Origin of the sequence: Pseudideonella sakaiensis (assembly GCF_048320135.1) — a bacterium.
Classification (GTDB): domain Bacteria; phylum Pseudomonadota; class Gammaproteobacteria; order Burkholderiales; family Burkholderiaceae_C; genus Ideonella_A; species Ideonella_A sakaiensis_A.
Window position 1 is genome coordinate 3,917,359 of sequence record NZ_CP182947.1, and the last position, 23,737, is coordinate 3,941,095.

The 23,737-nt window shown below is 64.0% G+C and carries 24 protein-coding genes; 1 reads left to right on the forward strand and 23 read right to left on the reverse strand.

What is annotated here, in order from left to right; translation table 11 throughout:
* Nucleotides 1-15: 15 nt before the first annotated feature.
* From ACNH6H_RS17915 to ACNH6H_RS18025, 23 genes are all read right to left on the reverse strand, one after another.
* Nucleotides 16-1,347 (reverse strand): conjugal transfer protein TraH, encoded by a 1,332-nt coding sequence (locus ACNH6H_RS17915; protein WP_418319582.1) that lies wholly within the window; start codon nucleotides 1,345-1,347, stop codon nucleotides 16-18.
* 113 nt (nucleotides 1,348-1,460) lie between these two features.
* Nucleotides 1,461-2,309, reverse strand: coding sequence for a conjugal transfer protein TraF (traF, locus tag ACNH6H_RS17920; protein WP_418321386.1), 849 nt, complete (start codon nucleotides 2,307-2,309; stop codon nucleotides 1,461-1,463).
* Between the two features lie 5 nt (nucleotides 2,310-2,314).
* A complete protein-coding gene (locus tag ACNH6H_RS17925) occupies nucleotides 2,315-2,698 on the reverse strand; it encodes a hypothetical protein (protein WP_418319584.1) in 384 nt (127 codons plus the stop codon).
* Entirely contained in the window at nucleotides 2,695-4,998 is a 2,304-nt protein-coding gene (locus ACNH6H_RS17930; RefSeq protein ID WP_418319585.1) for a conjugal transfer protein TraN, read from the reverse strand. Before ACNH6H_RS17930 ends, ACNH6H_RS17925 begins: the two co-directional genes overlap by 4 nt.
* Nucleotides 4,998-5,753: a type-F conjugative transfer system pilin assembly protein TrbC gene (trbC, locus tag ACNH6H_RS17935; protein ID WP_418319587.1), complete on the reverse strand. Its 756-nt coding sequence runs from the start codon at nucleotides 5,751-5,753 to the stop codon at nucleotides 4,998-5,000. Before trbC ends, ACNH6H_RS17930 begins: the two co-directional genes overlap by 1 nt.
* The gene (locus tag ACNH6H_RS17940; protein WP_418319589.1) at nucleotides 5,740-6,747 is read right to left on the reverse strand and encodes a TraU family protein; all 1,008 of its coding nucleotides are present in this window, start codon (nucleotides 6,745-6,747) and stop codon (nucleotides 5,740-5,742) included. The genes trbC and ACNH6H_RS17940 overlap by 14 nt, the downstream gene beginning before the upstream one ends.
* Nucleotides 6,747-7,379 carry a type-F conjugative transfer system protein TraW gene (gene traW, locus ACNH6H_RS17945; RefSeq protein WP_418319590.1) on the reverse strand — a complete coding sequence of 211 codons (633 nt, stop codon included), beginning with the start codon at nucleotides 7,377-7,379 and terminating at the stop codon, nucleotides 6,747-6,749. Before traW ends, ACNH6H_RS17940 begins: the two co-directional genes overlap by 1 nt.
* The gene (locus ACNH6H_RS17950; protein ID WP_418319592.1) at nucleotides 7,376-7,723 is read right to left on the reverse strand and encodes a hypothetical protein; all 348 of its coding nucleotides are present in this window, start codon (nucleotides 7,721-7,723) and stop codon (nucleotides 7,376-7,378) included. Before ACNH6H_RS17950 ends, traW begins: the two co-directional genes overlap by 4 nt.
* A 9-nt stretch (nucleotides 7,724-7,732) precedes the next feature.
* Nucleotides 7,733-8,302, reverse strand: a complete 570-nt coding sequence (gene traF / locus ACNH6H_RS17955) for a conjugative transfer signal peptidase TraF (protein WP_418319593.1) — start codon at nucleotides 8,300-8,302, stop codon at nucleotides 7,733-7,735.
* Nucleotides 8,299-8,655 (reverse strand): hypothetical protein, encoded by a 357-nt coding sequence (locus ACNH6H_RS17960; protein WP_418319595.1) that lies wholly within the window; start codon nucleotides 8,653-8,655, stop codon nucleotides 8,299-8,301. Before ACNH6H_RS17960 ends, traF (ACNH6H_RS17955) begins: the two co-directional genes overlap by 4 nt.
* Nucleotides 8,652-11,213 (reverse strand): type IV secretion system protein TraC, encoded by a 2,562-nt coding sequence (gene traC, locus ACNH6H_RS17965; RefSeq protein ID WP_418319596.1) that lies wholly within the window; start codon nucleotides 11,211-11,213, stop codon nucleotides 8,652-8,654. Before traC ends, ACNH6H_RS17960 begins: the two co-directional genes overlap by 4 nt.
* Before the next feature lie 7 nt (nucleotides 11,214-11,220).
* Entirely contained in the window at nucleotides 11,221-11,826 is a 606-nt protein-coding gene (gene traV, locus ACNH6H_RS17970; RefSeq protein ID WP_418319598.1) for a type IV conjugative transfer system lipoprotein TraV, read from the reverse strand.
* Nucleotides 11,823-12,617, reverse strand: a complete 795-nt coding sequence (locus ACNH6H_RS17975) for a DsbC family protein (protein ID WP_418319600.1) — start codon at nucleotides 12,615-12,617, stop codon at nucleotides 11,823-11,825. Before ACNH6H_RS17975 ends, traV begins: the two co-directional genes overlap by 4 nt.
* Nucleotides 12,601-13,998, reverse strand: coding sequence for a TrbI/VirB10 family protein (locus tag ACNH6H_RS17980; RefSeq protein ID WP_418319601.1), 1,398 nt, complete (start codon nucleotides 13,996-13,998; stop codon nucleotides 12,601-12,603). Before ACNH6H_RS17980 ends, ACNH6H_RS17975 begins: the two co-directional genes overlap by 17 nt.
* Nucleotides 13,995-14,879 (reverse strand): type-F conjugative transfer system secretin TraK, encoded by an 885-nt coding sequence (locus ACNH6H_RS17985; RefSeq protein WP_418319602.1) that lies wholly within the window; start codon nucleotides 14,877-14,879, stop codon nucleotides 13,995-13,997. Before ACNH6H_RS17985 ends, ACNH6H_RS17980 begins: the two co-directional genes overlap by 4 nt.
* Nucleotides 14,866-15,432 (reverse strand): type IV conjugative transfer system protein TraE, encoded by a 567-nt coding sequence (gene traE, locus ACNH6H_RS17990; RefSeq protein WP_418319604.1) that lies wholly within the window; start codon nucleotides 15,430-15,432, stop codon nucleotides 14,866-14,868. Before traE ends, ACNH6H_RS17985 begins: the two co-directional genes overlap by 14 nt.
* A gap of 13 nt (nucleotides 15,433-15,445) precedes the next feature.
* Entirely contained in the window at nucleotides 15,446-15,745 is a 300-nt protein-coding gene (gene traL, locus ACNH6H_RS17995; RefSeq protein WP_418319605.1) for a type IV conjugative transfer system protein TraL, read from the reverse strand.
* A gap of 23 nt (nucleotides 15,746-15,768) precedes the next feature.
* Complete coding sequence (locus ACNH6H_RS18000) at nucleotides 15,769-16,122, reverse strand: hypothetical protein (RefSeq protein ID WP_418319607.1); 354 nt, start codon at nucleotides 16,120-16,122, stop codon at nucleotides 15,769-15,771.
* A 43-nt stretch (nucleotides 16,123-16,165) separates the two neighbouring features.
* Nucleotides 16,166-16,891, reverse strand: coding sequence for an OmpA family protein (locus ACNH6H_RS18005; RefSeq protein WP_418319609.1), 726 nt, complete (start codon nucleotides 16,889-16,891; stop codon nucleotides 16,166-16,168).
* Nucleotides 16,888-17,367 (reverse strand): lytic transglycosylase domain-containing protein, encoded by a 480-nt coding sequence (locus ACNH6H_RS18010; RefSeq protein WP_418319611.1) that lies wholly within the window; start codon nucleotides 17,365-17,367, stop codon nucleotides 16,888-16,890. The genes ACNH6H_RS18005 and ACNH6H_RS18010 overlap by 4 nt, the downstream gene beginning before the upstream one ends.
* A gap of 672 nt (nucleotides 17,368-18,039) precedes the next feature.
* Nucleotides 18,040-19,902 carry a UvrD-helicase domain-containing protein gene (locus ACNH6H_RS18015; protein ID WP_418319613.1) on the reverse strand — a complete coding sequence of 621 codons (1,863 nt, stop codon included), beginning with the start codon at nucleotides 19,900-19,902 and terminating at the stop codon, nucleotides 18,040-18,042.
* Nucleotides 19,899-22,220, reverse strand: a complete 2,322-nt coding sequence (locus ACNH6H_RS18020; RefSeq protein ID WP_418319615.1) for an AAA family ATPase — start codon at nucleotides 22,218-22,220, stop codon at nucleotides 19,899-19,901. The genes ACNH6H_RS18015 and ACNH6H_RS18020 overlap by 4 nt, the downstream gene beginning before the upstream one ends.
* A 670-nt stretch (nucleotides 22,221-22,890) precedes the next feature.
* The gene (locus ACNH6H_RS18025; RefSeq protein ID WP_418319616.1) at nucleotides 22,891-23,139 is read right to left on the reverse strand and encodes a helix-turn-helix domain-containing protein; all 249 of its coding nucleotides are present in this window, start codon (nucleotides 23,137-23,139) and stop codon (nucleotides 22,891-22,893) included.
* A gap of 114 nt (nucleotides 23,140-23,253) precedes the next feature.
* On the opposite strand from ACNH6H_RS18025, the gene ACNH6H_RS18030 reads away from it, so the two are divergent.
* The gene (locus tag ACNH6H_RS18030) at nucleotides 23,254-23,736 is read left to right on the forward strand and encodes an RNA polymerase sigma factor (protein WP_418319617.1); all 483 of its coding nucleotides are present in this window, start codon (nucleotides 23,254-23,256) and stop codon (nucleotides 23,734-23,736) included.
* Nucleotide 23,737: the final 1 nt, after the last annotated feature.

Here is a 23,737-nt window from a genome sequence, read left to right on the forward strand (position 1 = left end):
AGCTCATCCCAAGCGTCAACGCGTGACGAAGGCCGCCTGTTGGCCCAGCATGTCCATGACGTGCTGGGGGATCGTGGAGCGCAGTTGGCGTTCCAGTTGCTCCAGGTGACTGGAGACGGCGCGGAACGAGCCGACCTTCTGATACAGCAGGTTTTTCTCCTGCGCGATCTGCAGCAGGATGGCCTGGGCGCGCTGCCGAATCTGGCTTGCCCGCTCGCGCTGCTCCTTCTCCAGCGTGAAGTCCTTCTCCAATGCTGCCATCCCGATCCGCAGGTTCCGCTCCAGGAAGATGTGCGCGTAATCCGCCGCGATCACGTCCCGGTACTGAGCGATCAGGCTGTCCGCCAGGCCGGAGCCCGGGATGGTCGCGCCGATCGAGAGCATCTTGTAGACCGGCTCGGTGGTCTGGTTGACGAAGCCGACCTCGGGCGAGTCGTTGGGAATCGCGGTGCGGGTGGCGATTTTGCTGGCGATCGACCGCAACATTGTCTCGACGCGGGTGGTGAACGGCGTGTGCTGGTAGGTCGGGTCCAGGGTCACCGCGTCGCAGTTGGTGTAATCGTTGCAGCGCAGCAGGTGCTGCAGCACGGTGCCGGGCGTGCCATTGGCCTGTCCGTAGAGCAGCTGGCTGATCGACGTGATGGTGGGTGCGATCGGCTCGGGATCACGCTCCGAAGTCTCGGCGTAGTAGATGATCGTGCCGACGATGCTCATGATTAACTCGCGCTCGGCATCGTCCAGGTAGCTGCCGGCGCGTTGCAGGGCTTTCCATGTCAGGTTGCCGACGAACGGCGCCTTGTTGCGGATGTTCGGGTTGTCGGACGCTCTTGCACTCCCCAGGATGCTGGCGCGGTCGGTGCCGCAGCGGCGCCGCGCCGCGTCGCGGTCGCTTTCCAGGCCGAGTTCGATGGCGAGGTCCGAACAGGCTTCCTGAGAGCTGAACCCGGCCGCTTCCGCGGCCGTGCTGACGATGGCCTTCGCGGTCTCGCAGGAGTTGATCCGGGCGTTGTTGATCCAGGTCTCCAACCCCTTGGCCCACTTGGTCAGACCACCGAGCAGTGGTGACACCGACTCCAGCGCCAGTTGAAACGCGATCCCCGGCAGCGCGGCCGTGATGTTGCGCAACATGTTCTTGAACTCGGCCGCCGAGATGTGCGAGAACGAGCCTCCAAATACGTCGATGCCGCCGCATCCCGCCTTGGCGCTGGGGAACTGGACGGCCGCCAGTTGGTAGACCTTGTTCGGCGCCCGCATCATCAGGCTGCCGCCGGTGTAGGTGTTGAAGGCCTGTCCACGGAAAGCGCCCGGGGCGGTGTAGTTGCCGACCGCGCCGAGGCTGTTGAACATCTGGTTGACCTCGGCGTTGAGGTCGCCAGCGTGTACTGGCGCAGGGGGAAGCACCAGCGCCACGGCCGCGGCGTGCACGGCTACAGACCTGAATACAGAGGTCAGGCGAGTTCTCATTGGAGGGGCCCCCTCGATGACGTGCTGATACGGGTGGCGGGAGCTGACCCAGCGCTGTCGATCGGCGTCGAGGAAACGGTCGAAATCCGCTCCAGCAACTGGGCCTCGGACATCACGCCGAAGCCCACCGGTGTGATCTGGCCAGTGAACGGCTGGGCCAGGAACACGGCCGGGACCTGGGTGACCCTAAGGTTGGCGGCGATGCCGTTGTCGCGGCGCGCGTCAGCAAAGCCGGGCAGGGTGCCGCCGTCCAGTGTGACCGCCAGCACTTGCAGCCCGTGCCTGCGCCGGAAAGCGTCCAGCGTCGGCGCGAAGGCGTGGCAGTACGGGCAGTCACTTCGGAAGGCGAAGATCAGGACATGGTCGCGTGCGAGGTCCTGCATCGAACGTGACCGGTCGGCCAGCTGCTGCTGGTCGAAGACCTCGAGGGCCTTGGCGTTGACCGGGCGCCCCTGAAGTGAGGGGTCGAGCTCGGGAGAGGACCACGCGACGCGCTGCGCCACGTCGGCGAAGCGCGATGCCTGCGCCACGACCTGCGCTTCCAGCTCCATGTAGCGGCGCACGTTCGCCTCGCTTGGTCGGATGATGGCCACCTGGCGCTTTTCCTCCAGCGACTTCTGCAATTGCTCGAACTCGACCAGTTCGGGCGCACGCCGTGGCTTTGCAGGGATCGGAACGGCTTTGGGCGCGAGTGGGGCAGCGTCGTGTTCGTCTTCGGGTTCTTCATAGAAGTGCCACCCGCGCCAAGCATCGCGCCAGTAGGGGTTTGCCGGCGCGACGGCCATGGAGGTAGCCGCCATCGAGCTGGCTAGAAGAAGCAAGAGGATTTGGAACCGTCGCGGCATCGTCGTCACCTCGTAGAGGCGGGTGCCGATCCATCGCGGCAATAGTTGATCCCGAAATCGACGGTCTGAGCCCGCGGCGCCGTCGATGCGGACAGTCGAACGCCCTCCTGCCGGAAGCGCACATTCAGGCGACTGCAGCCCGGCTGGGAATAACGCTTGAGGGTGCTGACCTCGATGTGGATCGGCCCGGAGGCGTTGAAGCGCGCCCGAAGGGCGTTTGCCAGCGGCCCCGCGAGGACTCCGCGGGCCTGACCGTCGGTGGCATCGATCGCTGCGACCATCAGCGACCGGATCTCCTGGGCGGGCACCTCTGGCTGGGCGAAGGCCTGGCTGTGCGTGGCAGCATGTGCAATGCCGACCAGGCACGCGGCAAGGACGTGGCACTTCATTGGCATCTCCCCTGTCCGAAGTAGCAGGTCGGCAGCTTGGTGCTGCCTTGCCCCTGCAGGTCGGCGACGTTGGGCAGCGTGGGCACGAGCGAGGCGTAGAACTCGCTCAGGTCCATCGCGGCGAAGTTCAGCGACTGCAACTGCGGGACGGTGAAGCCGGAGCAATCCGGGCTCTGCGCCGCACCCCAACCCTTGGCGACCTGGCTGCGTCCCTGCTCGTTGATGATCCTGGTCAGCATCGAGTTGAAACAGCACTTGCCGGTGGTGTGCTCGGTGCACGAACCCAGGAACCTGGACGAGCACCAGTCGCCGATCGCGTGGCACAGACCCGCTCCCTCCTTCATCGCGAGTTTTGATTCCTCTTCGTTGCAGGACATCATCGACAGGACGATGTAGATGACGACCGCGATCACCAGGCTCCAAGGATCGAAGGCGATCACCATGCTTTCGCCGGCGTAGAGCACCGACGAGCCGGCCGGCAGCGCGGTGCCGTTGACGGCGACGGTGACGCCGTAGCTGGTGAACGAGCCGCTGAAGCCGCCGCTCGTGAGCAGCGCCGACATGCCGTGGTACAGGAAGTCGCGGTGTTCTGAATTCATCAGCACGTCGTAGACGAGCTTCGAGCCATTGCCAAAAATGCTCTGGTTGGTCATCCCCTTGCCGGCACCATCGGCGTAGCAGCAGTTCTTCAGTAGCCGATCCCGACACCAGTTCTGCTCGCCCTTGAACACCTGCATGCGGTCGGTATCCAAGTAGACGCCGGCCTCGCGTGCGGCCTCCAGCATCGACATGCTTCTCCCGAAGTCCGCGTCCGGTGGGCTCGAGGTGTCAAAGCAGTTGGCGCCCAGGCAGAACACATTGCTCGGGCAGGCGGACACCCGGTTGACGCTCTCGGCCGGGATCGGGCACTGGTAGCCGTCCTCGTAGATCTCGCAGGCGCCTGTTTGCGGATGGAACTGCTTGCAGGTGCTCGACGCTGCCGTGCAGCCGCCGCGCGCCAGCAGGCCACAGTCATCGGCCAGCGTTGCGCCGCTGCAAGAGACTGTCGATTCGTAGGCCCAGCAGGCCCGGGTGACCTGCCGCCCATTGATGAGCCGGGTGGCCGGTCCGTCGGTACAGCGCTCCGGCGATACCGGAGTGCAACGCCCACCCTGCAGGTACGACTGCTCGTCCCAGAGGTCGGCTTCCGTGGGGACGAAGCCCGGCTGGGCGAACGAGATCGGAATGACCCAGCCTGCAGCTCCGGTCACGGTCGCGGCGCCGACATCGAGGGCGCAGAAGGGAGTGCCGTTTGGATATACGGTCAACATCGGTGCAGGGCATCCGATTTCAGGTTGGCGCGGTCGGGTTTCCAGGCACCTGCCCGGCGTGCCGTACACGGGTCCGTCGTCGCTCCAAGCGATCGGCAGCGTGTCGCTGGCTACGCTGCCCAGCGGACAGGCATAGACCGGCGGCCCGAATTCGAATTTGTAGGTGCACTGGCCGTCGACGCATCCGGAGCCGACCTGCATCACCACCTTGAATGGGCTCCAGCAGTAATAGTCCCAATGAGGAGACAGGTCGGTAACAAAAATGGGCCGTGTGGTCGGCGTGGTGGGCAGTTCGATGGTCTGCGGGTCGATGCACGAATCGCGTTGTCCCAGCGCGTGGAAGCGGAACTTCAGTAATCCGTCGCTACGGTTCAACTGGCATAACGCCTCGACCTTCATCGAGTCGAGCGCATTGCGGTCCAGCGTCTTCCTCGCGAACCATTCGCCTTCGATGCAACTGGGCGCCAGGTCCACCGCGACGGACAAGGTGCGCTGCATCGTGAATTCGCCGATACCGATCCGGCGGTGGCAGGTTTTGAGCGCGCTTCCAGCGGGCTTGTCGATCGTCTCCGTCGTGCAACCAGCGTAGAAATCGGCCAAGCTGCCGAGCACCGATGAAGGGCTGCGGGCGATGTTCCGTGCCTGAACCAGCGCGGGGTCATCGAGCGGGATCGCCGGCCGGTCGGTGTTGGCCGAACGAACCGCCCCCAGCTGCGCCTGGCAGACCGGGTCGTTGGGTCGGGTGGCGCACAGTGCCAGTGCGGCGTTGCCCTGGGCGCCCAGGTTGGGCTTGCCGTAGTAGGCCGATGCGGCAGGGATGGTGCTGTACTCGGGCACATGCTCGGCCGCGCTGGGCGCAGTCACCGCGCTCCGGGCAACGGGTAAGGCCGCCCGACCTACTGCCAGACCATCTTCGTGGGGTCCGGCCACCAAGGCGGTTTGTGTCACGACGAAGCAGACGGTCGTGATGGACGCGATGAGGCGGCGCATCAACGCTCCAGTCGTTGCAGGAACGGTCGTGCGGCTAGCGCGGACGCCGAGGATGCCCGTGCGAGCTGGCGCAGCGCATGGTCCAGGCTCACATCGCCGACCGCCTTGGCGAAATCGGCGCCGGTTGCACAGCGCTCCGCTTCGCAGCCGCTGCGAGTCGCTGTATCCGACTTCAACACAAAAGCCGGCACGGCCGAGATGGCATACCGGTCGAAGGCTTGCGGATCGATCTGCACGCCGACGGCGCGGCCTGCGGTCAGGCGCTGCACCTTGCTCACCGTTTCGGTCAATGAGCCGTTGCTCAACCCCCGCAGAATCAGTGGTGCGCGAGCCCTTGATGCCTGATCGACCAATCGGGTCAGCGTGGCCGCCGGCATGGACAGGCTGATGAACACCAGCAGCAAAGGTTCGTCGGTAAGTCCCAGACGGGGTGCCTGCGCAGACTGCAGAAAGCCCTCCGCGACGGCGCCCAGGTCCAACGGCGGCGCCGCTGGCTGCGGCAATGCGTCGATCCGGGGTGAAGCAGATGGAGTGCGATTCAGCGCGTCGGCGGATGGCGGGGTATGGCGGCGCCGTGCATTTTCGATGTCCTGATCGGTGATCGTCGGCTGTGAGCGTTGCGCACGGGCGATCTCGACATCAGTCACTGGAGACGACGATGGGCCGGCTGCACCGACCGACGCGGCAAAGGTCCACGGCAGCATCAAGGCCACCAGACTGCGAGAGGTTTGCCGTGACGGGTCAGAAGCCAACACAGCAGTTCCTCTTCCTGAAAAGCATGAAGGCGAAGTCCTCGCCGCGCACGGGAAACTCCTTGCCTGCTCCCCAGGTGATCGTCGATCGCCCGAAAGGCTGGCAGCACTTGCCGCCGTCCTTCTCGGTGTTGGCAACCGGGTAGGTGAGCTGGGTCTTGTAGGCGGTCTTGTCCATTGCCGGCAGGTAGTACGGCCCACACAGGCCGTCCTTGCCGTGCCAGCCCCAGGCCAGCAGTTCGCGGTGCATCTTGGCCGTCAAGCGCTGGGCGAGCAGAGCAGCCGTGCGCACGCCGCCGAGGTGGTAGGGCACGTGGCCATCCAGGGGGTAGACGCCACCCTGGCAGCCGGCACACCAGAACATCTCGGGGTAGCCAAAACCGGCCGTCGCTGCCACGCAATCGGCGGCGCAGGCCGCCACCGCCGCGGGATTGGCGAATAGCACCGCCTCCGGGTTCAGGATCAGCGTCAGCTCATCGTCGTTCCACAGCGGGTCCACTTCGGTCAGGTAGGCCAGGTCGAACGAGCCGCGCTCCAGGCACGGGAAATCGGTGACGACCTCCATCCAGTACAGGACCGGGTTCACATAGAAATGCGCCTGGTAGAAACTGCCGCCATCGCCGTCGCCCTCAGGGCGTGTGAATCGAGCGGCAGCGGGCGCGGCGATGCCCGGATCCAGATCGATGCCGCCAAGTGAAGGCAGGCAGAAGGGTTTGCGTACGACCTCGACGTGGCGGGCCGGTTCCCAGAAGCCGATCGACAGCCCGATGGTCGGATTGACGACGCAACTGCAGACAGGATTCACCGGGTTACCGATGTCCTCCTGCCCATCGAGGTTGCCGATGGTGGCGCTGCCGATGCTGATCGGCAGGATGCAACTCCAACAGATGTCGGTGATCGGGTTCGGAAATCGGCCGGTGCAGGTGAGGGTGTCGGCCGCCGGGGCCAGCACCGGCAGACACGCCAGCAACACGATCAGAAGCGAGCGAGCGCGCATCACGGCAGCCTCAGCTCGTCAACGCGCAACCGCGTGCCATCCTGGGACACCAGGGCCGGGACCTGCTGGATACCGAAGCGTTGAACCAGAACGCCTTGCTGGTCGAAGTACACCGGCACCCGCCAGGCTTTCATCAAGTCGAGGTACGAACCGCCGGTGAGGATGGGCTTCACCCCGCCCGGGCGAGCGGTCATGAGTTCCCGCGCACGGGCCACCTGCTTGCGGTCGCGGGCGTCGAAGAACAGCAGTTGCCGCGTCAGCGACACCACCTCGAGCGGGTTCTTGCGCGTGCCTGCAGCGAAGAGCAGGCGGCCACTGGCATCGGTGATGTTGCGGTCCAGCGTGAAGCTGGGGTCGATGAAAAAACTCCGGGCCGTACTGGTCGGTCGCAAGCCAACAACCGGTGTTGGTGCGGTGATGGTGCGGACACCGCGTTGCTGAGCCTGCTCCATCAGGCGCTGTAGTTCGCCCGTTCGTTGTTTCTCCCGGAGCCGCTGCTCGATGAAGCGGAGCAGGTGGGGCTCGGTGATGGTGTAGGTCGGACCCAGTGCACCGATGTCGACGGCGCTGATCGATGGACAGCCCAGCGTGACGGCGCATCCGAGAATCGATCGGAGCAACGAGCGGATCATCGAGCACCCCTGGGTTGGCAGGAGAGCGCCTGTGCCAGGCGCTGCATCGCAGCTTGGTCCTTCACCTGCGCCGCGCGGATCATCGCCATCAAGGCCGGATCTCCCTGACCGTCGGCGACCGCGCGCCGCAGAGCGGCAGTGCTCAACGGATGGCCACAGCGTGCGGCGTGGGCAGCCACATACGTTCTGGCGCCGGCTTCCGCCGCAGGCGCGATCTGCCGAAGCAGACCCAGATAATCCTCGACCGGCATCTCTTCGAAGGTCAATGGCTGGCTACTTGCGCCGGTAGTGACTGCGGCGAGCAGCGCTGCGAATGCCAGGGCGGTTCGATGGGGTGTGCGCATCGGTCCTCCTCAGAATAGCGGGATGACAGTGCTGAGAATCTGATCGCCACGGACCAGGCCGCTCTCGCGGTAGCGCGAATCGAACGAGTCTGCGCTGGTGCCCTCGACGTAGTAGTGTCCGGCCGGAATCACCGTGGGTGTCAGCGGAGTCAGTGGCCGGCGGTCGAAGGTGTGTGACTTGGCAACCCCGGCGATGACACCGTTGATCGCAACTGTTCGGTCGGTGACGCTGACGACATCGCCCGGCATGCCGCGGATTCGCTTGAAGAAGGGCTGTCGAGAAAGTCCCGGATAGGCGTGTTTGGCTTCGCCGTCGAATGCATAGATGACGTAGTCACCGCGCTTGAGCTCGCCATGGCGTCCCTCCAGCACCGCGACGGTGTAGGGAAGACTGGGCGTCCAGTTGAAGAGCAGCGGCACATGGGGCGTCGGATCGAAGAGGATCCGGTAACTGCCGAGCACCCAGATGACGACGACCGGCCCGAACAGGTACCAGCGGCGCCTGGCGACGGCCGCCAGGTCGCACAGTGACCGCTCGGCCCGTCGGCAGGCCGTTGCAACGGCAGTCGCTGTTCTCATGGTTGATCCAGCTTGGCCTTGAGGTGGGCCGTCAGGTCGATGGCGCGGGGAGACGGCGCCGCTACCGCGCTCTTGAGCATCACCAGGCAGCCGCACTCGCCGGGGAGTTCGTCCAGGGCCAAAGGCAGGCGTTGTGCGAAGACAAGCGCCAGGCCCATCGCCCGTTCCCGTTCGCCCTCGGAGGTTGACTGGGTGACGATCGCCGTGAACTCGGCCTCCTTCAGGCGATAAACCTCGGCCACGTCCACCAGACCCAGGCGAAGCGACGGGCGGACGAACCAGTGGTGGTAGATCGAGACCGAGGCGGCCGAGATCGCCAATGAGAGTCCTGCTTGCAGCAGCGCGGCTTTCATACGGCGTGACCCCGCTGTCGAAGCAGTTCCGCGATCGCGTCGTCGATGCTCAGGCCTTGCGCCCGTAGTGCATCAATCGGCGCGTTGTCTTCGAGCTTGTTGGAAAACAGCAGGTGCGTGGCCGGATCCAAGATGTTGCGTGCCACGCCTTCACCGACCGGCGAGGAGATGTAGACCTCAGAAAACACGCCCGGCTCGGTGCGCAGCGAGTTCAGCAACCGCTTCTTCGGCTCGTCCATTGACAGCCGGCCCTGTCGATCCAGCATCTCGATGGATTCGGGCTTCTGACGCAGCAGGAACACCCAGTCGCTGCAGTTGAACGCGGCCTCCATCTGCTTGGAGCCGTAGTAGTCGTCCGCGCTCTGCGTAGCCGTCCCCAGCGATCCCCCGTATTTGCGCGCCCGGCGGGCCGCTTCCTCGACCACGGCGGCCTTGACCGGGTCGTCGGCGCCGATGTCGCCGAGCTGCTGCTTCAACTCGTCGATGAACAGCACCTTGCGGCGGTTGCGCGACAGGTACATCTCTGCGGTGATCTGGTGCAGCAGCAGGATGTTCACCACCGCGTGCAGATCGGGCCGGCGTTTGAGCTCTTCGTTCTCGATGACGATGAAGTCGTTGCTGAAATCGATGTTGCCGCGGCCCTCGAAGAATCGCTCGTACTGGCCACCCCGTGCGTAGGGGTTCAGCATGATCGCCAGGTCCTTGATGCGAGGGTCGTTGACAACGCCCAGCTCGTCGATGGTCCCCGTCTTGAAGGCCTCCCTGAGCGCCGTGATCGTGAGGTCGTTGCCGTGCTCGCGGTACAGCTTGAGCACCATCGCCGAGATGGCCTTGTACTGGACCTCGTCGAGCATGCGCTGCATCGAGGCCATCTTGGAGATGGCCGGCACCAGCATGTCGATGTCTTCCTCGATGTCGACGATGTGGGTGAACGGGTTCAGACAGATGTCGACATCGGGTTTGAACTCGATGTAGCTGCCCTTGGCCTTGCGGCACAGCTTCTCGAAGCTGCGCCCCAAGTCGAGCATCCAGACCTTGGCGCCGATGGCGCGGTAGGACCAGGCCATCTCGTTCATCAGCACCGACTTGCCCGATCCCGGCGCGCCGATGATGGCGAAGTTGTAGTTTCCGAGGTCGTTGTCGTAGACATCCAGTGTCATCAGCTGACCCCGGCGTCCACCGAAGACGAGTGCCGGCGTGCGGGTGCCACGCCACTCGGCGACCAGCGGTGCCAGGTGGATCGCGTTGGCCATGGTCTTGCGCGAGACCCGGCGCATCTTGGCCAGGTCCTTGTGGAAGCGCTCCGACAGCGTCATCGGCAGGCTTGCCAGCATCGCCTGCCGGTGCATGTACACATCGGCGTTCAGCTGAAAACCCCGTCCCCGCCAGATCGCGTTCGCCGTCTCCTGGGCGGCAATCGCCTTGCCCGGCGCGGTAAAGATTGCGAGTTGGTGGTACAGGCTCACCAGACCGCTGCCGATGTCGATCGCGTTGGCGGCAGCCGTCCAGTCCTGCAGCTTCTTGCCGACGTCCGGCATCACCTCGGCCATCTTGCTCTTGGCGTTCTGGGTGGCGCGCACGTGATTGGCGGTCACTACCGACTTGGTGACGTTCGGGTCCAGGATGTGGACGCCCATGGTCAGCAGAAATGGGGCGCTGTACTGCAATGCTGGTTGCATCAGGTCGCCGATCAGTGATCCCATCTGCCATAGCGCGAAACGCTCGGGAAACGACTTGATCGAATAGAAGCGCGCCTCCAGAACGTCGGCTTGCCCCTCCTTCCACAGGGTCAGTCCTTTGGGGTGCGGATCCTGGATGGTGTCGAAGTCGACGATCTGGTCCCGCAGTTCCCGGCCGTCGTCGTAGTGCAGGTCGGGGGCGTCGGTCTGCGAGATGCGGTCCGGGTTGGTGAAGAGGGCGCACCAGTTGATCAGGTCGGCAGCGTCGCAGACCCGGTTCGGCAACGACGCCGACCGCAGGGTAGAGGACAACGACTCGCGAAGGGCCAGCAGTTCATCTCGTCGGTTCAGGTCGGCCGCATCTCCTGGCGCACTGAAGCTCAGCATCAACCGGAAGTCGCGCAGTGTGTAGTGGAAGCCCGTAGTCAGCGAGTGCTGCGCACCTTCCAGGAAGTGCCCGACGCGTTGCCGCGCCAGGCGATGGAACAGGTTCTCGTTGCGGGCGGGGCGTCCCCAGTGCTTGGCTTTGTCGGCCTGGTCCTCGTCCTCGACGCGCAGGTTGGCATAACGACGCAGTTGCTCGCGGATGTGCGGCGACGCGAAGAGATGGAACTGCAGGCCCGATCCGGGTGGGCAGGTCGAATACAGCGAGACCAGCACCTCGGCCATCCGCTCGTCGGCGCCGGACTGCGGCATCACCTCCAGCAGGAAGCCGATGCCGTCCCGGTTGACGAACAGCCGCTCATCCGGCAGATAGGCGGAGTAGGGCAGCCAGGCGGCGAACTGCTCGGCCGGTGTCTCAGGTGTTGACCCGAAGCCGAACCCGAACAGGGGAGGCGTGCTCCGCCGTTGCGATGAGGGAAGCTGGGTGTCCGGCATGGCCTGCTCAGTTCTCGGGGTCGGCGGGCAACGGTTGACTCGACGAAGCCGCGCCAACACCCTGGACTCCTGGTCGAGTTGGCAGCTGCGGCTGAGGGCGCTGGACACCTGTATTTGCGTCGGGCCCGGCGCTGGCATTGAGCAATCGTGGAGGTGGCTTCACCGGTGCGTAGGCTTCCCGAATCTGGCGCTGGGCGTGCTCGATGAGCCATTGCCCGCTGTCGATCTGGACGTAGACGTAGCTCTGGTCGATCAGGTCGCCGTCAGCGTCTTCCCAGGGTTTGACCCACAGGCGCAGAACGCGGGGTGTCGACCGCAGCGACGCGGCAGAGACGAGCTGCTCGGCGGCTCGCTGGGTTGGGGTGAGCTTCGGTGCCGGAACGACCGCGGCCTGGGGTTGCAATGTCATGCCGGCGCTGGTGCGTCGGCTGGTGGGTTGAGCTGGCAGGCGGTCCGCAACGGCGTTGGCGTAGGTGCCCGACACCGAATCGCAGGCTACGCCTTCGGGCGCCTTGCAGGCGTAGCCCGATTCCCCGCTCAGGCCGGAAATCGAGGTGCAGCCCGTCAATGAAACCATTGCGATAGCGGCCACAACAAGCTCGACGCGGCTCATGGACGCGCTCCGGTGGAAGCCAGACGCCGATCGATGGTGGCTCGATCGATGTAGCCCTCGGTGCGAGATCCATCAGACCAGACGAGGGTGGGCGTGCCCTGGATGCCCAGTTGTCGCGCCAGAGCCAGGTTGCGGTCGAGGGGGTGGTCGCAGTTCGCGGGGTTGGCGAGCAACGACGCGTCGCCATCGATCATCAATCCGTGCCATGCATCGGCTCGGTCCGATGCGCACCAGACGGCGAGCGGCTTGCCCTGGCCCTGGAACGGCAGCAGGAAGGTGTGGACCGTCACATCGTCCAGGCCGGCGAGTTCGGGCTCCAGGCGTCTGCAATACGAACAGTTCGGATCGCTGAACACGACGACGTGCCGGCGGCCATTGCCACGTACTGTGGTGATTGCATCGGTCAAGGGCAGCCGATCGAACGCGATCGTGGCGGCCGGCGAGGCCGCCACAGGGGGCTGGCGGTTATCGACAATTGCAGCGACTGCAGAGACCGCCAGCTTGGGTCCGGTCAGGTCGCGCAGGGTCTGGGTGTCGAAGAGCCGTCCGAACAGGAGGTAGCGCGGTTCCCGCGCCGAAACGTAGGCCACGTTGCCGTTCATCCAGACCTCGTAGATGCCGGTGACCGGCGTCGGGTTGATGCGTGAGAACTCGGTGCCAGGATTTGCCTTTCGCAAGGTGGCCAATAGCCTGTCTTCTTCACCTGCAGAAGCGCGGGCCGTCGAAGCCAACAGGAGCAGCGCGATGAACAGCCCACTTGGCCGGTATCGCAGTTCAAAAGGTCTCGTCATCGCTGGGCTCCAGGTATCTGGCGACGGGACGAGCGCGCACCCGTTCTTCCGCCGCTTGGTTGGTGGACATCGAGGGGTCGACCTTGACGCCGCGGGTGATGACGACATCGATCTCGCGACCTGCGTCGATTTCGATCACGGGGAAGGTGTTCTCGGCGAGCTTGATGTAGTACTGGGCCAGGCGGTCGAGGGCGCGCCCGACACCGGTTCCCAGTCCTGTTCGATAGGCGTCAGTGCCGTTCGTGGTCGCGATGGAGCCCAGCGCCGAGGTGCTGACGTTGCTGGTCGAGGTGGCCACGCCCTGGCCGATCCCGCTGACGATGCCGGCCAGCAGCGCGTTGGCCAGCATCTGGCCCTGCTTGGTCACCAGGCGACCGCGCATGCCGACCTTGCCATCCTCGCCGTAGATGCTGCCCTGGATGCGCACCTCGAGCGTTGCGCCGTCACTGCGGACGCAGGACAGGCTCTCGGTGCGCAGGTAGGCCCGTTCCGAGCTGATGTCGCCGTACCCGGCCGCGATGACGAAGCAGTCGCGGTACGCCGCCCGAAAGCGGTTCGGCAGCACCGTGTTTTCGGACAGCCGGATCAGCACCGGGTGCGGGTTCGCCTGGGACTGCCCGCCGGTCGGTGCGTCCAGTCCGCCCAACAGTGTTCCGCGGGTGAAACTGACCGGCAGGAAGGTCGAGACCGTGCGGAACTCCGGAGCTGAGTTTCCTTCGACGGGCTTGGGCTCTGAGCTCGCGGACGGCTTGCGATCGGCCACGATCACTCTGGTCAGGGCTGGGCCCGGCGCGGGAACGGGTGGCAGCGGCGTGGGTGGAAGGCCCGGTGGCATGGCGCCGGTCTGCTGGAACGGCGGCGCGCGGTAGGTCATGGGAACAGGCGGTGGCAGCGGCGGGGAATTGGCAGGTGCCAGGGGCAGACTGCTGGCAGACGGCATGGCCGACGTCGGCCCGCTTGCGGCAACTGCCGGCGGCGGCGTGTGGTTTGCTGACAGCAGGCGTTGCTCCAGCTCCGAGAAGCGCTGCATCGTCCGGTTCTCGAAGGCGAGCCGGTCCTTGTTGAGGCGGGTCTGTTCGTCGCGCTCGCTCTCGTACTGGGCGAGCTTGCTGCCGGCGGTCCCTACCCATTGATCGACCGGGTTGACCTGCTGGCCGGGCGACATCACACCGATGTTCGTGACGCGGGTCGGATTGGCGCTCGACGGCTTGGTGTTCTTCACCTTGGGGCCGTCGTCGGAGAGGGTGAAGACGATCGTGAGCAAACCAACCCCGCCGACCAGGATGGCGCACAGCATGGCGTACTGCTTTTGGCGGGGAGACAGGCGTTCGATCACGCTGCGCACTGCGCCAGCAGGACGGCTCAGCGGCGAGGCGCTCACCGTTCACCTCCGCGGCGTATCACGAAGACCTGGGTCGTTTCCAGTGGGCGCAGGGTCTGGCTCTCCACCGCGATCCCGATAACCTCACCGCCGGTGGCGCTGTCAGGTCGGTCGAACTCGGGTTCGGCGACGACCATCTCGGCGCCGCTGACGTTCTGCAGGAGGTACTTCTCGCCGATCAGGCCGCGTCCCTGGTACCGACGCAACAGCGTGAACCTCGTCTCGGTCCACAGCAGCAACGGCTGGTTCACCTCATCGACGCGGACGTCGGCTGCTAGTCTGTCCTGGGCCATCACCAGCAGCATGGCCTTGAGGCCGCGGATGTGGCTGGCCGAGGTGCCCGCAGCGGTGCCACCGCCCGTAACGCTCGTCGGTCGAGGTGTCTTGTCCCGGATGACGATCGTGTCGGCAGGCGTGTCCGATCGCCGCAGCACGAGGGTATAGGTGGCGTGGGCGGATGCGATGAACAGGTTCACCGGCTTGGTCGAGTCGCCAAGCGGTCGCAGGTAAATCTCGCCCTTGTCACGATCGCACTCCAGCAGCACCTCGGCGTTCGAAGCCGCGGCGGGGCTCGCCGCGCCGACCGGCGTTGCCGCAGCGGAAGGGGCGCAATTGCCCGCCTGAACGTTGCCGACCACGTCGGTGATGGGAGATCCCTCGATGCGGATGCGAGTCGGCTCCTTGATCGACAGGATCGCTTCGACGGCGACACCATCGCGGGCCTCGATGGTCTGCAGAGCCTGTGCTGCCGGAGCGATTCCAAACAGGACTGCGCAGGCGAGCATCGTGCAGGCCGCTACGCAGCTCCACGCGGGACGGTGCTGCCGGCCGACTGTTTGCACCAGACGCATCTCATCTTGGCGCCACTTATCGTCCAGCATTCGGCACCTCCTTGAACGCCTTGAGGTGCATGCGACCCCCGCCGTAGGCGAACTCGACCAGGTAGGACTTGAGGTCATTGGCTGTCTCGAGGTTGTTCACCAGCGTCCTCAAGCGACCGTGGACCAGCACGGATTGGTTGTCTTCGCTCGGGACGAGTTGCTGCGGCGCAAAATACGTGCTTGCGTTGATGCGCTTGAGCCGTGTGGCTTCCAACTCCTGGCGGATCCGGAGTTCTCCCTGTGAGGCGGGCTCGACATAGCCGAGCAACATGTCCTTTTTCCAGTCGATCGATGACGCGGTGACGTCCAGGACCAGCCACGCAATGAAGGCGCCCATCTGTTCCAGGTATTCACTGCTGGCCTTGTCGCGGGTGACCCAGAATGACTTGTTGATCGATGGCGGGACGATCACCGTTCGCGCGCCGCCGAGCAGGTTGAGGATGACGACCAGCGCAAGCAGGTGACCAATGGTCAGTGCGCCGACGGCGAACGCCAGACCGCGATTGCGGCGGCGCATGTCCTTGATGTCGCCGTCGAGGCGGGCGAAGTCCATGGCGTGAGCTCCCCTATCCCACCATGCGGCGCACGTGCGACGGCGGCGTCGCGCGCAGGGCGGTGAACGGGTTGGTCGGGAGATGCCAGTAGAGCCAGTGGATTGCAAAGGCCGGGTGTTTGTCCGCCTTGATCCGGGCGATCCACCGCGAAGTGAACCAGCCGGCAATCACGCAGACGGCGAACGACAGCTTGGAGCCAGACAGGTAGCCGGTGAACAGTCCGAGGATGACCGGGCCGGCCACGTCCATGTCCCAGAAGCCGATCTTCCACTGGTCGTCGAGCCGGCGGGGGATGTAGGTGTCGGCGAACATGGGCTGCTCCGAGAACACGGTGGTCAGATGACCGCGCCCATGATCGAGCCGGCTGCCACCAGCCCGACCGATGCGAAGATCGCCAGGCCCACAAACGACAGCACCGGCGAGAAATTACGCAGCCCGGCCAGCGCGATGATGGCGACCACAAAGCTGATGAAGCCGATCAACGCCTTGATCGCCGGCCCCAGGCTGGCGATGGTGGTGAGTGCGCCAGACAGGGGCCCCGTGATCCCGGTGAAGGTGACCAGGTCAAGTGCGTGACCGGGCAGGGATGTGAGCAACCCGAGGAGGAGCAACCAGGGCGTAACGGACCAGGCGCGTTTGCGCAGAGAGGTCCAAGAGGGGGTCTGAAACGCGCGGCAGAAATGAACCATGGAATTCTCCAGTTGGTGGGATTGGTTGATAGGTGAATGAGACTCAGGCGTCCGAGTCCTGATGGACGAACGTGATCTCGACGCGGCGGTTCAGCGCGCGTCCGCTCGCCGTCGCGTTCGGGGCGACGTAGCAGCAGGAGCCGCGGGCCTCGACCTCGATGAGGGTGGCGAGGGACGGATCCCGCGACAGCAGGTGCTGGCGAACGGCATTCGCGCGTGCGAGTGCCAGGCGCTGGTTCGCCGGGCTGGCACCCAGGCCGTCGGTACGGCCGCGGATCGAGACCCGATGCAGCGACGCGCGGTTGCGCAGCGCGTCGTTTAACTTGTCGCGGGCATCCGGTGCCAGGGTCGCATCGGCATAGCGAAAGTAAAAGTTCAGCTCGCGCTCGATCGGTTCGACCGGGACGCGGCGCTGTGGCGCTATGGCCGCCGCGGTCTCGGTCATTGCAGCAGGGCCGGCCACCGAGTGAGGCTCGTTCAACAGCTTGGCGATGGCGCGTTGTGGCTGCCAGGAGGAATCTGCAGCGGGCTGATGGGCGACGGCCAGCGTCTTGAGCGTCGGCTTCCGGCACCCGCTTGGCGGGCAGCCCGCTCGCGGTGGAGCCCGGTGAAAGTCGACCCGAACGAACGATGAGGGGTTCGACGGCGGTACCGCCGCTTCATCACGAACCGCCGGGACCAGTGGACTCTCCCGGAGGACAGGCAGGCTGCAGGAGACGGCCAGCACGACGACGGCCGTCAGGGAAAGGGTCTGCGGATAGCGGATCATGGGATGGCACCGAGTCGAGGGGTCGCCCTTTGATCGGAGGACGGTGCTCGGGCACCGGGAAGGCGGCGATAGACCTTCCATGCGTAGCGCGCGCGTGCCTCAGCACAAGCCGCGCCCTTGAGTTGGGAGCACGAGGCGTTGTAGGCGCCGACGGCGTCCCAGGTGACGCCGTGGCGCGCGAAGTTGTCAGCGAGCAGCCAGGCTCCGACGTCGAGGTTGGTGCAGGGGTCGTAGAGCGCCGACTCCGTGATGCCGTGGCGCGCCAGCATGGCCAGGTGGCCGCTGTTGATCTGCATCAGCCCGATGTCGTACGAGCCCGTGCGCGACAGGTGCGTCCGGTTGACGGCCATCGGATCGAGGTTCGACTCGGCCTTGGCGATCGCGTAAAGCAGTTCCGGTGCGATGGCGTGACGACTGGCCACCTCGCGCCAGCAGGCCTCGGCGATGGTTGGCGCACCAACGGAGATGAACGCCACGATGGCGATACGGAAGAAGAGTGAACGGCTTTGGACTGACCCGTTGACTCGGGTTGACTCGACCGTGCTGCTTGAGGGATGCATGCCTGCAGGTTACGAACGACCTGCTTGATCTGCACCCCGAAATCATCGGTTTGTTGGGGGGGTTTTCCGAACAGCTCCGAGTTCTTTTAGATCTCGCACGAATTGCGAGGAGTTCCGCCACCGATCCAAGTCCCATCGTCCCATCCACCGGCCGGAGCGCGAATGGCTGGCTTCGCGTTGCCGTCTCGGCCACATCCAGTCGCTCGCCGGTCGGCACTGTCCGCGCGCCCTCCCGGGCAACCGCGCTGCGTGCGGAATGGCATGGAAAGCCGGTGGCGGAATCGGAAGCGGGGGTGGAAACGGTATGACCGTTTCAGACACTGTCGGCCAAATTTCGCGAGCGAATGTCGGCTGTGGCCAATACCTGAACTCTTCCAGCCAATGGCTGCATCGTTGCTCGCCCGATCAGGGGGCCGCCAATGCAGGGCAGTTGGTGCTCAGAATAAGCCAGCAATTGTCAGCTCAGGCCGGCAAGTCGATCTGATTGGCGGTGGTGGCGCGCACTGCGTGGTGGGCCAAAGCATCGCTGGCGCAATCGTTCCAGGTGAACACATGGCGAGGAACTGCGTGGCTATCGGAGCAACAACTCTAGTCTGCAATGATCTCGCTGGCGCCAAACCATCCCTCCTGTAAGACAAAGTCCCGGACAGCCTGTGGCCGCTCTGCATAGGCTACCAGCGCCAAGCTCTTCCGAGCGCGGCTGGTTGTGACGTAGAAGAGTCGTCTGGTCGATTGCACCCTCCTTTCGGTGGAGTCTTTACCGCCAAAGAGATCCTCGTACTTGAACGAGAATCCGCCCGCCTCCGAGTCATCCATGATCACCATCACGCGGTCAAATTCCAGACCTTTGACCCCCTGATGGGTGCCGAATCGATCTCGTCCCACGAGATAGGCTGACATAGTCGCAACTTGCGAGAATGGCGCGGCGAGGAAGGCCCGCACAGCGAGATCCCTCTCCGACGGCGGCTCCTCATCGTCGTCCGGATCGCCTTCCGCGGCCGGCGGCACTGCCGCGGCAGCGGCCGCCGCCACGAGCACTTCGGGAGGCTCAAGCAACCCAGAGCGGAGCACCTCGGATAGCAGCCGGCCGATCGTCGGATCACCTTCCGCTGTCCAGACCTCCTCAAGTGCTGCAACCGCTGCGTTCACGTCACGAAGATGCCTCTGCTTGTCTGGCGCCGCACGTAACGCCTCCGGGCTCAATAACGGCGAGTACTTCTTCGCGAGCCGCGCGACGCCGAAGCGATCCCGGGCTCGCTGCGTACGAAGCAGCGGCAGCAGCTGGTCGGTGAAAAACTGAACGATCGACAGCTTCCCGTCCAGCAGACCTGTACGCCAGCTGGAGATGGAATAGAGGGGGGCGAAGGCCTCATCGAAGCCCATCCGCTTGGCGGCCATCCGATGTTCAAGCGTCAACGTCTTGATCTCGGCCGGGGCCGTCCAGCCGTTGTCACCCGTCACACCGGCCATCGACGCAGCCACGGCGCGTTCCGCAGCAGGCTTGTCCAGCGTCGAAGAGGCCAGAATAAACAGGCGCGCCGTCCCCTGCATGGCATCGCTACGCGGACGCTGTACCTGACCGTCGACTGGTTCGCGAATTTTGTTGATCAGCTCAATCACCCGCTTCGGACAGCGGTGATTCATACTCTTCGCTGGCTTTGCCCAGTCATCGGGCAGCTCCCGGCCAAGATCTTCCTTCCCCTCGAAGTAGATGCGCTGCATCATGTCGCCGAGCAGACCCAACAGGAAATGCTCGCTGTGCTGCGCTTGGACATGGAACAGCGCGTCGATGACGGCACGCATCGTGTCCTGGCTTTCGTCGATGAGCAAAATCGGATATCGCCCGGTCAGAATGCTCTGCATCGTTGGTTTGCGGATCAGCAGGTCGCCCGCGATCTGCAGGACCTCCGTGTGATTTAGCGCATCCCGCCCCCGGTTTTCTCCCGTCGCGCTGTACGTGAATTTCCGCACGTTCGGAAGATTGCGCAGGCGCCGCGTCTTCGACTCGATGCGCGCCAGGCGTTCAGCCGAAGCAGCCGTGCCTTTTCGCCCTTTAGCTTCCTTTTCCCCCAGTTCAACCAGATCGCGCTCCAGCTTGTCTACAAGCCAAAGTTTGATATCGCGCGTCAGCCCCTCGATCATCGACCAGGCGAAGCTGTGGATCGTGCTGACATCGGTCAGGGAATCGAACTCGATTCGGCGCTGAATCTCCTCGCTTGCGGCGTTCGTGTAAGTGATTACGGCAACTCGCTGGCCCCGCGCGCGTAGGTCCTTGCCCAGGTGCTTCCGTACGAACTGCAGGGCCGTGACGAGCGAGCCCGTCTTACCTGAACCCGCCCCTGCAAACAGGAAGAAGGATCTGGGGGAGTCAAGACTCAGACACGATGCGATCTCATCGTCGACATGTTTGTCGACGATGTCGTCTTCTTTCGACTCCGGCACGGGATTCATGGCGCCGCCTCCGGAGGCGGGCCTGCATCGGACGCGATTGCATCCAGCCTGTCTTCCTTGGCTCGCAACTGTCCCTCAAGCCATATTAGGCCGCGGTGAATGTAGCCAGGCATTGCCAGCGTGTCGATGGCGTCCGAGTAAAGCAAATCCATGGCGAGCTCTGCCTTTCCCCTGGCCAAGTCCTGATGGATTTGCTTCGCCAGTTCACCGAAGTTTGTCCCGTGACTGTCGAGCGCGCTGCGGAATTTCGCCATCAACCCCTTGCCTCTCAGCCCGCCAAACAGCGCCATGTTCTCGTACAGCAGCGCATCCTCGAATGTGTTGGCCAGCAACTCGTGAATCTTCCCCCCGACTTCGTAGGCAATCGGCTTTTGATACGCAACCTTGACCGCGTAGCCGTGCTCACCTTCAAGAACCAGATCATCCTCCTCTACGCTGAGCAAGTGGTCGAGATCGTCGCTTCCTGGCACCCATGACCGCAACGTCTCATTGCGCGCTTTGAGGGACTGACCGCGGGCAGGTGGGACTGCCTTGCGCGTCGCATTCATCGCGTCGATGTCGGTGATGATCAGTGTGTTCAGGCCGATGCGTTCGAGCAGCGGCCGAAGCCGGTGGGCGTGACTTCCCCCTATCTCAAGCCAGCTGATGTAGCAGCGATCCAGGTATTCGTAGTCCTTGCGCGTGCGCACCAGGTGCGGCACCAGGATCCGCTCCGCGGGCCCCTCCACGAGTATCGCCCCATCCGCGAAGAACAGGTCGCAATGCGTTGCCTTTAGATAGCGTTTCGCAAACTTCGCCGTCTCTCGCTCAGCGTCATCAGCTCCCGCTTCAGTTTCAAAGGTGTCCTTCAGATTGATGACGGAAGACACAGGAATTGATCCGACCTCGTCTCCCACGGGCAAGCGACGGAAGTATCGCAAAGACGCGAAGTCAACCTCGTGAGCAACGTGGCTTGAGTGTGTGCTGACAACCAATTGCGTCCGCAAGGTGGTCTGCTCGCCAAGCGCGGCGTTCTTTCGCAGCACCGCGTAGGCCTGCTTAATGAATACCTGCTGAACTTGCGCGTGAAGGTGGGCCTCCGGTTCCTCTATCAGCACGAGATGCAGCGGTGGACGAATTTCGTCAGCGGTTGCCGGGTCCGAACTTGCCTTGCCTACGCGCATCCATTTGTCGCGAAAGCTCATCAAGGCGAATACTATCGACACCAGGTTCTGGTACCCCAGACCATTGGAGTCCTCGGGAAGGCGAAGGGAAGTAGCACCGCCCTTTGACGCGGGCACCTCGTATTGCACGGCCGACGGGTGGCTGAGACCGTCGACAGCCTTGATCCTGGCGGTAACAGTAAGCCGGGGATCGCTTACGCCTGGATAGCCGATAGCTCGCAGCTCATCAAGCGCCGACTTGAAGCCGATCGCCAGCCGGTCACTGAATTTTTCCTGAGCCTCATGAAGGGCAGCAAGCGCGGTGGCGTCCTCCGGAGCCGGACTGTCGGACGGGTCCAGATGGTGGGTATAGTAGAGCCGGAGTTGGGTCGACAGGCGCTTGGCTCCTCGGGTAAGTTCCGCTTCCCCATCCTCAGGCGACTTACCGTGCACAAAGCCGAAGCCGCGCTGCGCATTGATCTCGTCGATCCGTATCACCGCCCTGAGCGGATCGCCTTCCACGGGCTCGCCGTCAGGCGGAAGCACTTGCGGCGATGCAATGCCATGCGTCTCCAGTGCCAGTTCCGCCGGGTTCAACAGGTAGGTTCGAACCGCAAACGCAGAGCGCAGCTTGACAGACAGGAAATCTGTAAGCGTCGCAGGCCAGGGCGCGAAACCAAGCGGGCCTGCCGGCGAATCGTCGCCCGCGGCTGGCAGGGCTGCGAGGACGGCCTTGGCTTTCGCGCGCGCATCCAGATAGCCCTTCCGGAGTACCTCCACATCCTTCGGCTCGAATCGCAGTCGAACGCCGATCGGCTCGCCGTCCCAGTCAAGTGTTGGAAGGAGCTTCTGCACATGGTGCAACTCTCCCGGTTCAACCGACAGCCACAGGTCTAGATGGGGCAGCAGCGCATCCCAGTCGATGACAGGCTCATCCATGCCAGGTAGCTGGTCCTCCCATGCCTTTCCCGCCGCGTCCAGCTTGGGCCAGTTCGACAGCGTGAAGTCATGGACGGCGAAGTTTCCGCCGTCGATCAGGAAGTGACGTAGTGCGACCATAGCTGAGGTCTTGCCGCTGTTGTTGGCCCCGACGAACAAGGTCGTCTTCTCTTCGAGGTCAATGCGAACCGCTTCGAGCTTCCGGAAGTGTCCGATCTCCACCAGCTTTATGTGCATGCTCTCCCCTTAAACGCGTCGTGCTATAGCGCTAACACCCCCTCGTGATCAGCCGCAAAGGCTGCTGCCTTCCCGGGCATGCTGCCTGATCGCCTCCTCGCCAGACTGAATGACCGCTGCCTCAAGGTGCTCGGGCTTCTATCCCTGCCGGGACCTTCAGAACGCGGGCAGCTTCTCGCTGACCCTCGAAGCAGCAGGCAGTGCCCCGAATGGTCCACCAAGGACGCGCTTCGCTCATTTGACTGACCCCTAGACGCTGCGGTAGAGGCTAACCGCTCTTGGCCGAGCGGCGCCACTTCATCATCAAATGGAATGAAGGGGTTTTCCCCCTTTTCCCGACTCACTCAGCTGATGCAGATGTCGGTTATGCAGCACTGGGACTCGGTCGCCACCGTTGGGCATGCGATCGGTCAGATCCAGCAAGCCGTCTTCACGCTGACAGCCAGCATCGCCATGAACTTCAGCAGCGGCATGGGGGCATGGGACAGCCGACATAGTGCTGATATTGCGCGACCTCGGACCTCGGACGACCGGTTCCCTCAGGCCAGTGGGTGCAGGTGGTGCAAAGCGGCAGGCAGTGGGTCGAGTTTCGTGAGCAGATGTGAGTCATTCGGGTGAGCGCCAAATGCGCGCGGCGATGACGAGAGATCTCGCCTCCCCAATCCGCTACTCAGGTTCGATTTGGAGCTTGTTGGCGCTTGATCCGATGTTCGACTTCTATTAAGAGGTCAGAGGGCGTCACGTCAAGTGCGCTGCAGAGACGGAACATCATGCGGACACTTGGGCTGTTTCGGCCGAGCTCGATCAGCGAAACATAGTTTCGGTCCACATCCGCGCGCAAAGCGAGTTCTGTTTGACTCCATTTGCGTTTTGTACGCAGGCTGCGTAGTGCCTGCCCAAATGCCTGATCCGGATCCAAGTCCTCCGCCCCCTTGAGTAAGTCGAGGGTGGGCCATAGGACGCTTCAAAATTCCGTATATATGCGGCAGAATGTTCCTGGCAGCCGACATGCGGTCCTCCTCGGAACACGACAATGAAAAATCGGTGGGTATCAGCTTTGGCAACGGTGCGGGCAGCCTTGATGCGCCGGGGGCGAAGCTCGCACGACGCGGAGGACATCGTGCAGGAGGCTTGGCTTCGACTGGCTGCCTATGAAGTGGAACACGAGGTCGAACGACCCGAGGCGTTCCTCATGCGTTCCGCGCTGAACCTCTCGGTGGACATGCACCGCTCGACCTCGAGGGAGGGTGAGGTTGTAGCGATCGCCGAGGAAACGGTGATCATCGACACCACGCCCGGGCCCGAGGACACGGTTCTGGGACGCGAGCGGGCCGCCCGGCTGGACATGTGCCTGGCTCGGCTCAGCGACCGCACCCGGGAGATCTTCCTTGCTCACCGCCTGGAGGGGCTGACCTACAAGCAGATCGCGCAGCACTTCGGGCTGAGCCAGACCGCGGTCGAGTGGCACATGAGCAGGGCGGTACTGCACGTGTCCGAGTGGATGCGCGGGTGGTAGC

Excerpts from the sequence above, each read along its gene's own strand:
- ACNH6H_RS17915 (WP_418319582.1), bottom strand. The coding sequence starts at position 1,347 with ATGTTCAACAGCCTCGGCGCGGTCGGCAACTACACCGCCCCGGGCGCT.
- traF (WP_418321386.1), bottom strand. The coding sequence starts at position 2,309 with ATGCCGCGACGGTTCCAAATCCTCTTGCTTCTTCTAGCCAGCTCGATG.
- ACNH6H_RS17925 (WP_418319584.1), bottom strand. The coding sequence starts at position 2,698 with ATGAAGTGCCACGTCCTTGCCGCGTGCCTGGTCGGCATTGCACATGCT.
- ACNH6H_RS17930 (WP_418319585.1), bottom strand. The coding sequence starts at position 4,998 with ATGCGCCGCCTCATCGCGTCCATCACGACCGTCTGCTTCGTCGTGACA.
- ACNH6H_RS17940 (WP_418319589.1), bottom strand. The coding sequence starts at position 6,747 with ATGCGCGCTCGCTCGCTTCTGATCGTGTTGCTGGCGTGTCTGCCGGTG.
- traW (WP_418319590.1), bottom strand. The coding sequence starts at position 7,379 with ATGATCCGCTCGTTGCTCCGATCGATTCTCGGATGCGCCGTCACGCTG.
- ACNH6H_RS17950 (WP_418319592.1), bottom strand. The coding sequence starts at position 7,723 with ATGCGCACACCCCATCGAACCGCCCTGGCATTCGCAGCGCTGCTCGCC.
- traF (WP_418319593.1), bottom strand. The coding sequence starts at position 8,302 with ATGAGAACAGCGACTGCCGTTGCAACGGCCTGCCGACGGGCCGAGCGG.
- ACNH6H_RS17960 (WP_418319595.1), bottom strand. The coding sequence starts at position 8,655 with ATGAAAGCCGCGCTGCTGCAAGCAGGACTCTCATTGGCGATCTCGGCC.
- traC (WP_418319596.1), bottom strand. The coding sequence starts at position 11,213 with ATGCCGGACACCCAGCTTCCCTCATCGCAACGGCGGAGCACGCCTCCC.
- traV (WP_418319598.1), bottom strand. The coding sequence starts at position 11,826 with ATGAGCCGCGTCGAGCTTGTTGTGGCCGCTATCGCAATGGTTTCATTG.
- ACNH6H_RS17975 (WP_418319600.1), bottom strand. The coding sequence starts at position 12,617 with ATGACGAGACCTTTTGAACTGCGATACCGGCCAAGTGGGCTGTTCATC.
- ACNH6H_RS17985 (WP_418319602.1), bottom strand. The coding sequence starts at position 14,879 with ATGCTGGACGATAAGTGGCGCCAAGATGAGATGCGTCTGGTGCAAACA.
- traE (WP_418319604.1), bottom strand. The coding sequence starts at position 15,432 with ATGGACTTCGCCCGCCTCGACGGCGACATCAAGGACATGCGCCGCCGC.
- traL (WP_418319605.1), bottom strand. The coding sequence starts at position 15,745 with ATGTTCGCCGACACCTACATCCCCCGCCGGCTCGACGACCAGTGGAAG.
- ACNH6H_RS18000 (WP_418319607.1), bottom strand. The coding sequence starts at position 16,122 with ATGGTTCATTTCTGCCGCGCGTTTCAGACCCCCTCTTGGACCTCTCTG.
- ACNH6H_RS18005 (WP_418319609.1), bottom strand. The coding sequence starts at position 16,891 with ATGATCCGCTATCCGCAGACCCTTTCCCTGACGGCCGTCGTCGTGCTG.
- ACNH6H_RS18015 (WP_418319613.1), bottom strand. The coding sequence starts at position 19,902 with ATGAATCCCGTGCCGGAGTCGAAAGAAGACGACATCGTCGACAAACAT.
- ACNH6H_RS18020 (WP_418319615.1), bottom strand. The coding sequence starts at position 22,220 with ATGCACATAAAGCTGGTGGAGATCGGACACTTCCGGAAGCTCGAAGCG.
- ACNH6H_RS18030 (WP_418319617.1), top strand. The coding sequence starts at position 23,254 with ATGAAAAATCGGTGGGTATCAGCTTTGGCAACGGTGCGGGCAGCCTTG.